The organism is Actinomyces sp., from assembly GCF_030530635.1.
Taxonomy (GTDB): Bacteria; Actinomycetota; Actinomycetes; order Actinomycetales; family Actinomycetaceae; genus Actinomyces.
On sequence record NZ_JAUMUL010000083.1, the window covers coordinates 1 to 10,538 of the forward strand.

General features: G+C 66.8%; 8 protein-coding genes. 7 read left to right on the forward strand and 1 reads right to left on the reverse strand.

Annotated features, from left to right (window positions below):
- Together Q4A20_RS13830 and Q4A20_RS13835 are read left to right on the forward strand one after the other, a co-directional pair.
- A partial coding sequence (locus Q4A20_RS13830; RefSeq protein WP_303123843.1) for an AAA family ATPase occupies nucleotides 1-793 on the forward strand: 793 nt, incomplete at its 5' end.
- A 113-nt stretch (nucleotides 794-906) separates the two neighbouring features.
- Nucleotides 907-1,617: a TetR/AcrR family transcriptional regulator gene (locus Q4A20_RS13835; RefSeq protein ID WP_303123845.1), complete on the forward strand. Its 711-nt coding sequence runs from the start codon at nucleotides 907-909 to the stop codon at nucleotides 1,615-1,617.
- 713 nt (nucleotides 1,618-2,330) lie between these two features.
- On the opposite strand, the gene Q4A20_RS13840 is transcribed toward Q4A20_RS13835, so the two are convergent.
- Nucleotides 2,331-5,171 carry a GH32 C-terminal domain-containing protein gene (locus Q4A20_RS13840; protein WP_303123847.1) on the reverse strand — a complete coding sequence of 947 codons (2,841 nt, stop codon included), beginning with the start codon at nucleotides 5,169-5,171 and terminating at the stop codon, nucleotides 2,331-2,333.
- 146 nt (nucleotides 5,172-5,317) lie between these two features.
- On the opposite strand from Q4A20_RS13840, the gene Q4A20_RS13845 reads away from it, so the two are divergent.
- The 5 genes from Q4A20_RS13845 (at nucleotide 5,318) to Q4A20_RS13865 (ending at nucleotide 10,420) form a co-directional block, all read left to right on the forward strand.
- On the forward strand, nucleotides 5,318-7,501 hold the full coding sequence (locus Q4A20_RS13845; protein WP_303123849.1) for an NAD(+) synthase: 2,184 nt from the start codon (nucleotides 5,318-5,320) through the stop codon (nucleotides 7,499-7,501).
- A gap of 157 nt (nucleotides 7,502-7,658) precedes the next feature.
- Nucleotides 7,659-8,111 (forward strand): PTS sugar transporter subunit IIA, encoded by a 453-nt coding sequence (locus Q4A20_RS13850; RefSeq protein WP_303123851.1) that lies wholly within the window; start codon nucleotides 7,659-7,661, stop codon nucleotides 8,109-8,111.
- Nucleotides 8,111-8,605, forward strand: coding sequence for a PTS sugar transporter subunit IIB (locus Q4A20_RS13855; protein WP_303123853.1), 495 nt, complete (start codon nucleotides 8,111-8,113; stop codon nucleotides 8,603-8,605). Before Q4A20_RS13850 ends, Q4A20_RS13855 begins: the two co-directional genes overlap by 1 nt.
- A gap of 73 nt (nucleotides 8,606-8,678) precedes the next feature.
- On the forward strand, nucleotides 8,679-9,530 hold the full coding sequence (locus Q4A20_RS13860; RefSeq protein ID WP_303123855.1) for a PTS mannose/fructose/sorbose transporter subunit IIC: 852 nt from the start codon (nucleotides 8,679-8,681) through the stop codon (nucleotides 9,528-9,530).
- Nucleotides 9,531-9,562: 32 nt separating this feature from the next.
- Entirely contained in the window at nucleotides 9,563-10,420 is an 858-nt protein-coding gene (locus Q4A20_RS13865; protein WP_303123857.1) for a PTS system mannose/fructose/sorbose family transporter subunit IID, read from the forward strand.
- Nucleotides 10,421-10,538: the final 118 nt, after the last annotated feature.

Below are 10,538 nucleotides of genomic sequence, written 5' to 3' on the forward strand. Positions count from 1 at the left end.
CAAGACCGAGCTGGCCAAGGCCCTGGCGGACTTCCTGTTCGACGACGAGCGCGCCATTGTGCGCATCGACATGTCCGAGTACTCCGAGAAGCACTCGGTGGCCCGGCTGGTCGGTGCACCTCCGGGGTACGTCGGCTACGAGGAGGGCGGACAGCTCACCGAGGCCGTGCGTCGGCGGCCCTACTCGGTGGTGCTGCTGGATGAGGTGGAGAAGGCCCACCCCGAGGTCTTCGACATCCTGCTGCAGGTGCTCGACGACGGCCGCCTCACCGACGGTCAGGGCCGTACCGTCGATTTCCGCAACACCATCCTCGTGCTCACCTCCAACCTGGGCAGCCAGTTCCTCATCGACCCGCTGCTGTCCCCGGATGAGAAGCGCGAGTCGGTGATGACCGCGGTGCGCGGCGCCTTCAAGCCGGAGTTCCTCAACCGGCTGGACGACACGCTGATCTTCGACGCGCTCACCAAGGAGGAACTCGGCCGCATTGTGGATATTCAGCTGGTCCGGATGTCCGAGCGCTTGGAAGGCCGTCGGCTCACGCTCACGGTCACCGATGCCGCCCGGCAGTGGCTCGCCGATGAGGGCTACGACCCCTCCTTCGGAGCCCGGCCACTGCGCCGCCTGGTGCAGCGCGAGATCGGCGACCGGCTGGCCAAGATGCTGCTGGCCGGCGAGGTGCTCGACGGCCAGGAGGTCGTCGTCGACGTCAGCCCCGAGGGAGTGCTGGCAGGCCTGGCGCTCACGGCCCGGGGCGAGGCGCGGGCGCCTTCGGCGGCGAGCCCGGGAGTCTGACCCGGCGGTTCCGGGTGCCCGGCAGGACGACGGCGCCGGGAATCTGAACCGGCCGTTCCGGGCGCCGCAACACGGCGCCCGGAACGATCGCCCACCAATGCCAGAATAAGGCCATGTCTGTCACTCCGGCTCCTCACTCCGCCGTTCCGCCCGCGGCCAACGCTCCCACCTCCGCAAGCGGGCGTTGGCGCGCTCCCGGGCGCCCACCGGCTGGCAGTGAGGACAAGCGCGAACGCATCCTCAACGAGGCCGTCGCCCTGTTCGGGGCCCATGGCTATGCGGGCACTTCGCTCGCGGACATCGCCGCCGCCGCCGAAATCTCCAAGGCCGGGCTGTTGCACCACTTCGCCTCCAAGGAGGCACTGTTCGCCCAGGTGCTGGAGCGGCGCGATCGCGAGGATCGGGCTAATCTTCTGGGTGACGACGAGCTCAAGGACGATCCCTGGCGACTGTTGGACGCATTCACCTCCCTGGTCGAGCACAACACCCGCCACCGGGAACTGGTGGCCATCTACACGGCTACAACACCGGCGGTTCTGGCGGCCGAGCACCCCGCACACGCCTGGCTCGCCACTCACCTGGCGGAGTCGATAGAGCAGATAGAGGAGAGCCTGGAGCGGGGTAAGGCGGCTGGACTGGTGCGTCCCGAGGCACCGTCGCAGTTGATCGCGCGCTCGGTGGTGGCCCTCAGTGATGGGTTGCAGATCCAGTGGCTGTGCGCCACCACACCCGACACCTCGGCGGCGCCCAACGTCGGCACCGGGATGGTTGATGAGATGCGCCTGTATGTGGACGACCTCAAGCAGCGTTGGCGGATCGGCTGAGTCCCGCTCCCATCGGCGAACGGCCTGCGCGTCCCTTCTGCACTGCCCCGCACCTGCTCGGTGAGCGGCCTTTATCCCGAACTTGGACACTTTTGGTCGCCTCCGCCTCGGCTGATCGTGTCACACGGGAGGGCGGGACTTTGAGGTATTCGGGTTTGGAGTGTGGGGTCGTGCTCAGGCTGATGAGGTCGTTTTCGGGTTGGCGGGGTCGCGCTCGGGCGTACAGGGTCGTTCTCGGGCGGGCAAGGACTCGTCGGGGCGGGACACTCTCGCCGTTGGCCGGGCGGTTGACGAAGACATGGGATAAACCTCCAACCCGCGTCGTCGGCGGCCAACCGGCGCCGTCGAACAACCCCCACCAACCCACCCAAAGCGGACGAGCTCGATAACCCCAGATAACCCGAAAGTCCTAACCCATAATCTCCCGCTATAACCCCAGACTGGAAGAAAGCCAGTTGGAAGAAAAAAGGAGGCCCCGCGCCATCGGCGCGGGGCCTCGGTCGGACTTTGGGGGCGCGGTCCCTGAAACGCGTCAACCCCAAACACACCGGCACGTCATCGGAGTCCCTGAACCTCCTCGATACCGCGTGCGTTCCGACGTGCTCAATCATAGGACGTCCCGCCTGGTTAATCCATCTCAAGAACCGCGGAATTTCGCGGTTCCATGGTTACGGATAGGTTGCGTTTATGGGGGACGGTCCCAGATCCGCAAATCAGATGCGGCTCCGCACCCCTCTCAGGGTCGCGCCCGCGACGACAGCTGACATTGCCAGGAGCAGGAGGAGCGGCGTGCCGGCACCCGTGCGTGCCAACGGTCCGGACCGCCCGCCGTGGGGTTTGGCCGGGTCGGAGGGCGGGGCGGAACGCCGGCCGGTGTCGCCCGCACTCGGAGTGCTCGTCGGTGTGGGCGCCCCGGGGGAAATGGCGGTGGCGGAAGGCGTCGACGTCGGGGACGGCGTGGCGGATGGTCCGGGTGTGGCCGACGGCGTAGGCGTGGGCTCAACCGGGGCGGTCCGGTAATCCGACAGGTGGTTGATGCGCAGCTGCGTCGCCGTGGCCGCGCCCTCATGGGCGAACAGGGACACGCCCCTCGCCCCCGCCTCCGGGTACACCGCATCGGTGATGGTCACGGCCCCATCGGCGGCAAACACCTCGACCGACGATGCGTCCACGAGCACCCGCAGCCTCACCAGGCCGTCCGTGTCAGGAGCGACCGGCGCGCGCTCCACACTCGGGAAGGCCGCAGAGAAGGCGGTGGCTCCGGAGGCGGTGCGGTCCAGGTACACCTCGCCGGCCTCGGCGTCGTAGCCGACGACGGTGCCCTGGCTCTCGGCGGCATGCACAACTATGCCGCTTTCAGATGCCGTGCCCGGGTCGAGGGCGAGAGAGATGTCCAGGGCTGTGCCTGCCGCCGCATCGCTGAGGGCGGTGGTGCCCTCGGGGATCTCGGTTCCGTCCAGGACGACCGCGTCGCCGGTGTACAGCGTCTCGATCCCGGCCACGGGCTCGGCCGTCAACCGCGGCTCGCCGTTGACTGTGTGCAGTTCCAGTCGCCGCGGCGTGGTCATGGCGGTACGCCATGAGGTGGTCGGGACGGCGCCGACATAGTCCCAGTTGGACATCCAGGCGACTGTGTAGCGCTCGTCATTGGGCGCCCCGTTCCAGGTGACGGCGGCGTAATAGTCGCGTCCGTGGTCCAGGTACGGCATCACTTCGTTCTGACTGAACCCGGCGGTGGCGGACTGCACGATGGTGTCCACCATGAAGTGGCCCCACTCGGAGGTCTGATTGTTGTCCTCGAGCACCAGCTGGGCCTGTCGGCCCCGCCATTGACGCAGGTCGAGGCTCGCCCAGTCCAGGCCCCCCGACTGTCGGCCGGTGGCCGATGCAACCACGCGGCCGTCGACCACGACGTTGACGGAGGTGTTGTTGGGGATGGTGGTGGCGGCGCGGTCGGACAAGCGCACCTCGTCGAGCAGGATGTGTCCCCACCCGGAGGTGTTGTGGTCAATTACGTGCAGGGTGGCTGTGGAACCACGCAGGTCGCGCACGTCCCAGCTCTGCCAGTTGAGTTCCTCCAGGTTGCGGCCGGTGGCGGTACGAACGACTTCGCCGTCCACTAGCAGCTGCACGACGGTGGCGCCGCCGGCATCCGCCTCCGGATGGTTGCCGCCGCCGATGAGCAGATTCAGGTAGTCGGCGTCGATGGTGAACTCCGGGGAGGTCGCGGTGCCGGTCGTGGCGTCCGTGCCCTGCCCGGTGGTCGCGTCGTAGAAGGAGTTCAGCACTCCCGTGCCCCGCATGTTGATCAGCGCCTGCTGCCCGGGTGCGGCACCCGGCAGCGGGGCGTCACCGAAGGCGTCGCCGGTGACGGTCCAGCCCTCCCAGTTGTCGGCGTCGAAGCCGGTCAGCAGTCTCCCACCGCCGTCGTCGCCGGTGGCGGCGGAGTCGAAGGGGTGGTTGCCACCGCCGATGAGCAGGTTCAGGTAATCCTGCTCAATGGTGAACGGGGCAGAGGTGAGTGAACCCGTGTCGGCGTCCCCCGTGCCCCACGAGTCCGCGTAGTAGGAGCCCTGGCGCCCGGTGAGGTCTCCGGAGGCCGGGGCGTCGCCGAAGGCCTTGCCGGAGGTGGTCCAGCCGTCGTAGGTGCCGGACTCCCAGTCCTCCACCACGGTGCCCTCGCTACCGGTGTAGATCGGGATGTCGTCGGCGGTGAAGGTGGTGCCGTCCCAGTCTCCGGTGAAGTAGCGGCCCATTCCGGCCACGCTCAGCGACAGCACCCACTTGACATGGTTCGGATCGCCGTCCAGCGCCATGGGGAACAAGTCGGGGCACTCCCACACTGCGCTCGTGTCACCCATGGGGCCGAAGGTGGACCGCAGGGTCCAGTCGATCAGGTTGTCGGAGGAATAGAAGGCGACCTGGTGGTCGACGGACAGGGCCACCGCCATGGTCCAGCGACCCGCGGTCTCGTCCCAGAAGACCTTGGGGTCGCGGAACTCGGTGGAGCCGATGTCCAGCACCGGGTCGCCGCCGTTGTAGGTGGTCCAGGTGCGGCCCTTGTCCGTGGAGTAGGCCAGGGACTGGGACTGGTTGCCGTTGTGATTGTCGGCACGTGTCCATACCGCCACCAGGGGAGGGTTGTCGGCGGTGCCCAGGCCGGAGGTGTTGCGGGCGTCGTACACGGCCGAGCCGGAGAAGACTCCGTAATCCGCGGTGTAGGGGATGGCGACGTCGAGTTCCTCCCAGTGCACCAGGTCGGTGGAGACCGCGTGCCCCCAGGACATGTTTCCCCACTGGGTGCCCTCCGGGTTGTACTGGTAGAACATGTGGTACTCGCCGTCCAGATACACCAGACCGTTGGGGTCGTTCATCCAGTTGGTCTGCGGGGAGTAGTGGGCCAGCGGTCGCCAGTGATCGGAGGCCGCGGCGGGCGGGTCGGCCTCCGCCGGAGCCGCGGGCAGTGCTATGGCGGAGCCGACGGCCGCCAGTGCGAGTGCCGCCGTCGCCGCCAATGGGCGGAGTGATCGGTGTTGTCTCGAAGCGGTGTGCAAGTGGCATCTCCTTCGATGCTGCTCAGGGGTGGGCGAATCGGCCGGACCGATTCGGTCGGAGTCAATGAGTCCGACTGGGTAGCGACACTACGGCCTTCAAAACGATTTGACAAGAGTTGTGGGCCGGGCTGTGCCAGGATCGGGACATGAGCAGCCCGGAGCGCACCGACACCACTGGACCGGCCACCTCCCACGCGGATGTGCGCCCCGACTTCGTCTTCCACTCCGCCTACGACCAGGGGTTCGCGCGGGTGGCGGCGGTGACACTGCCGGTGGTCCTGGCCGACCCGGCAGCCAATGCGGCCGCCGTCGTCGAGCAGGCCCAACGGCTCTCTGAGGAGGGGGTCTGCCTGGCCGTCTTCCCCGAGCTCGCCCTGACCGGCTACTCCATTGACGATCTGCTCCTGGACGACCTGCTGCTGAACAACGCACTGGCGGCCCTCGAGACCATCCGGGCGGCCAGTGCCGAGCTGCTGCCGGTGCTCGTCGTCGGCGCCCCCCTGCGCGTGGGTGATCGGCTGCTCAACTGCGCCGTGGTCATTCAGGGCGGGGTCGTGCGCGGCGTGACCCCCAAGTCCTACGTACCCGGCTACCGCGAGTTCTATGAGAGCCGCCACTTCGCTGCGGGCGCTGATGCCCTGCCCGCCCTCATCCGCCTGCCCGGAGTCGGTCCCGACGTCGACGGCGTCTGCGTGCCGCTCGGGGCGCGGCTCCTGTTCGACGTCGAGGACGTGCCCGGACTGATCTTCCACGTGGAGGTATGCGAGGACATGTGGGTGCCGGTCCCGCCGTCCTCGCTGGCGGCCCTGGCCGGCGCCACGGTGCTGGTCAACCTCTCCGGCTCCCCGGTCACCGTCGGCCGCGCCGAACAGCGCCGGCTGCTCGCCCGCGCCTCCAGTGCGCGCGACTTGGCCGCCTATGTATATGCGGCCGCCGGGCAGGGCGAGTCCTCCACCGACCTGGCCTGGGACGGCCAGACCTTCGTCTATGAGAACGGCGCCCTGCTGGGAAGGACCGACCGCTTCCCGGACTCTCCGCGCGCCACCGTCGTCGACGTCGATCTTGAGGGGCTGCGGGCCGAGCGGCTGCGCCAGGGCACCTTCGACGACAATCGCCGCGCCCTGGGGGTGGGTGAGGGCGCGGCTGCCGGCCCGACGACGTCGGAGAGCTCCGCCGTCTTCCGTACCGTGCGCATCCCGCGCGCCGACCTGGCCGTCCCGCGCACCGACATCGGGCTGCGGCGAGACGTCTCCCGCTTCCCCTTCGTCCCCAATGATCCCGAGCGCCTGGCCCAGGACTGCTACGAGGCCTACAACATCCAGGTGGCCGCCCTGGTGCAGCGGCTGCGGGCCATCGGCAATCCCAAGCTCATTATCGGCGTGTCTGGCGGGCTGGACTCCACCCACGCCCTGATCGTCGCCGCCCGCGCCATGGACCGGCTCGGCCGCCCGCGCACGGACATCCACGCCATCACCATGCCCGGCTTCGCCACCTCCGCCGCCACCAAGCACAATGCGCTGGCGCTGGCGCAGGCGCTCGGCTGCCACGTGGAGGAGCTCGACATCCGCCCCGTCGCCGAGCAGATGCTCGCCACCATGGATCACCCCTACGGGCGGGGCGAGCGCGGCCGCGAGGTCTACGACGTCACCTTTGAGAACGTGCAGGCCGGACTGCGCACCGACTTCCTGTTCCGCATCGCCGGTGCCCGCGGCGGCATTGTGCTCGGCACCGGCGACCTGTCCGAGCTGGCCCTGGGCTGGTGCACCTTCGGGGTGGGCGATCAGATGGCCCACTACGGCGTGAATGCCGGCGTGCCCAAGACTCTCATCCAGCACCTCATCCGCTGGGTGGTGGCGGAGGGGCTCTTCTCCGATCAGGCCGGTGCGGTATTGCTGGATGTTCTGGGCACCGAGATCAGCCCCGAGCTGGTGCCGGCGACGGACGGCGAGCCGATCCAGTCCACTCAGGCGCGCATCGGCCCCTACGCCCTACAGGACTTCACCCTGTGGCATGTGCTGCGCCACGGTGCGCGCCCCTCCCGCATCGCCTTCCTGGCGGAGAAGGCCTGGGCCGATCCGAGTGTGGGGGACTGGCCGGTGGGCCTGCCCGAGGAGGAGAGGGTCGCCTACACGCTCGCCGACATCCGCAAGTGGGAGTTGGTCTTCTTCCGGCGTTTCTTCTCCAACCAGTTCAAGCGTTCCACCCTGCCGAACGGCCCCAAGGTGGTCGCCGGCGGCACCCTGTCCCCACGCGGCGACTGGCGCATGCCCGCCGACGCCGACGCCGGCCCATGGCTGGCAGAAATTGAGCGCAATGTTCCGGAGATCTGAGACACACATCGTGCTACTGTGTGTTTCGTCATAATCGGTCGCCAGTCCAAACGATTTGGCATACTCTGACCGCATCGGGGGAGTGGCGACGCGGTCATGACCCCATTGTTCGATCAGCGCCGTGTCCCTACGGCGTACCACTTGCAGGAGCCCGCCGTTGCAGTCATCAGTTGCAGTAATCGTCGCGGCCCACGGTCATTTGGCGGAGGGGCTGCTTAAATCCGCCGCCATGATCGCCGGTCCCCAGGACGACGTCGTCCCCATCAGTTTCGATCCCGGTGAAGGGCCGGACGACCTCTTGGCCAAGTACGCCGACGCCGTCGACTCCTCCGCCTCTGGCCAATACCTCATCCTTGTGGACCTGCTCGGCGGCAGTCCCTACAACGCCGCCGCCCGCTTCGCCGCCGCCCGCGAGGACGCAGACGTCGTCACCGGCGTGAATCTGCCCATGATCATCGAGGTCCTCGGTCGCCGTCTGGCCGGTGGAGACCTGGCCGAACTGACCGAGGTCGCCAAGACCTCCGGCGCCGGCGGCGTCAAGGTCCTCTCCGAGATCTTCACCCCACCCACCTCAACCGATTCCGACGACGACGAAGGAGACGAGCTCTGATGGACATCAAGCTTCTGCGCATCGATTCCCGCCTGGTCCACGGCCAGGTCGCCAACAACTGGGCCGGATCCCTGGGGGCCGAGGCCATCCTGGCCGTCTCCGACGGCGCCGCCAACGACGAGCTGCGCAAGACGCTCATGCTCCAGACCGGTGGTGGCAAGGTCAAGGTGCACGTGCTGACCGTTGCCAAGGCCGCCCGTGTCTACAAGAACCCCAAGTATGAGAACCTCAAGGCCGTGATCGTCGTCGAGACCCCGGCGGACATTGTGCGTCTGCTCGACCTGGGGATCCAGGCCCAGGAGGTCAACGTCGGCGGCATGACCTTCAAGCAGGGCACCAAGGCCCTGTCCCAGGCCGTCTACGTTTCGGATGAGGACGTCAAGGCGTTCCAGGAGATCGACTCTCGCGGTATCACCCAGTACATCCAGCAGGTTCCCTCCTCCGGCCGTTCGGGCCTGATGGAGGCGTTGAAGTCAAAGGGCTTCATCGGCTGAACGGCGTGTCGGTTCGACTCGCAGTGAAGTTCATCCATCCCATTCCTAATCAGTCCCACCAGGAAGCACTCTCATGCATGAAATCGGTGCTGTCCAGATCATCCTCGTGACTCTTGTGGCATTCCTCGCCGGTTGCGACTCCGTTCTGGACGAACGCATGTTCTATCGACCCATCGTCGCCTGCACCCTAACTGGGCTCGCCCTGGGAGACCCGACCACCGGAATCATGGTCGGCGGCAGCGTCGAGTTGCTCAGCCTCGGCTGGATGAACGTCGGTGCCGCCATGGCTCCCGATGCGGCACTGGCCTCCACCGTATCCACGGTGATCGTCATCGCAGGCGGGCAGAGTCAGGCGGAGGCGATCGCCGTCGCCGTGCCCCTGGCCGTCGCCGGCCAGGCCCTGACCATCTTCGTCCGTACCATTAACGTGTTCTTCGCCCACCAGGCCGACCGCTTCGCGGAAGGCGCCAATATGCGGGCCATTCAAGTGATGCACTTCGTGGCCCTATCGCTGCAGGGCCTGCGCGTGGCCATCCCCACTGCCATTGTGGCTGCGGTCGCCTCCGGTGATGCCGTGCAGAACGCACTGGAGGCGATTCCCAGTGTGATTACGGAGGGTCTGCAGATTGCCGGAGGCTTCATCGTCGTCGTCGGTTACGCCATGGTCATCAACATGATGCGGGCACGCAAGCTGATGCCGTTCTTCTTCATCGGCTTCGTATTCGCCCAGTTCATGACCACTCTTGACACCGGCATCACCCTGGTCGCCCTCGGCATCCTGGGTATCTGCCTGGCCTTCATCTACGTCCAGCTCAACCCCGAGTTCCATGAGTCGGTCCAACTGCCGCGTCCCGCCCCGGTCGCCGCCGGTGCTGGAGGAACGGATGACGACCTGGACGACGATCTCGATGACGAGCTCGACTGACTGCGGCAAGGAACAAAGAAGGAAACACGACCATGTCCACTGAAATCGATGCCGCCCCCGACACCGGGCGCATGCTGACCACCCGTGATCTGCGGAGCATGTACTGGCGCTCAACCTTCCTGTTGGGCTCCTTCAACTTCGAGCGCATGCAGGCCATGGGTTTCTGCATCACACTCATGCCGGCGATTCGGAAGTTCTACCCCTCTGACAAGGCTCAGCAGGCGGCCGCCCTCAGGCGGCACCTGGAGTTCTACAACACCCACCCCTGGATCTCCTCGGTGGTCTTCGGCGTGACCGCCGCCATGGAGGAGCAGCGCGCCAAGGGCGAGGACATCGGCGATGACACCATCACCAACGTCAAGGTCGGTCTCATGGGGCCGTTGGCCGGTGTCGGCGACCCCATCTTCTGGGGCACCGCCCGGCCCGTTCTCGGTGCTCTGGGCGCCTCCCTGGCATTGACCGGCTCCTGGCTCGGTCCCATCGTCTACTTCCTGGGCATCAATATCATCCGCATCCTGGTGCGTTGGTACGGCCTGAAGTGGGGCTATGAGCGCGGCACCGCCATGGTGACGGAGGTCGGCGGCGGGCAGCTCAAGCGCATCACTCAGATTGCCGCCATCACCGGTCTGTTCGTCATGGGTGCCCTGGTGGCCAAATGGACGACGATCGTCTTCCCAGGGGTGGTGTCCTCGGTGGAGCAACAAGACGGAACGATCACCGAGACCACTTTGCAGAATGTTCTTGATGATCTCTTGCCGGGCTGCGCCGCGCTGGGGTTGACCTTCGTGTGCATGTGGTTGCTGAACAAGAAGATCAACGCCCTGTGGATCATTCTCGGCATGTTCGCCATCGGCATTCTCGGTGCCTGGACCGGATGGCTTGGCCTATAGCCCATCCCGCGCACCTACCTCGGTTGACGTGATTGCCGAGGTCGGTTGATATAACCGTCGAGGGGGGGGTGGATTTTGTAACACAGAACAACCAAGAACAAAGGGATAGTCGAAGACG

Coding starts and splice junctions, on each gene's coding strand:
- Q4A20_RS13835 (WP_303123845.1), top strand. CDS start 907: ATGTCTGTCACTCCGGCTCCTCACTCCGCCGTTCCGCCCGCGGCCAAC.
- Q4A20_RS13845 (WP_303123849.1), top strand. CDS start 5,318: ATGAGCAGCCCGGAGCGCACCGACACCACTGGACCGGCCACCTCCCAC.
- Q4A20_RS13855 (WP_303123853.1), top strand. CDS start 8,111: ATGGACATCAAGCTTCTGCGCATCGATTCCCGCCTGGTCCACGGCCAG.
- Q4A20_RS13860 (WP_303123855.1), top strand. CDS start 8,679: ATGCATGAAATCGGTGCTGTCCAGATCATCCTCGTGACTCTTGTGGCA.
- Q4A20_RS13865 (WP_303123857.1), top strand. CDS start 9,563: ATGTCCACTGAAATCGATGCCGCCCCCGACACCGGGCGCATGCTGACC.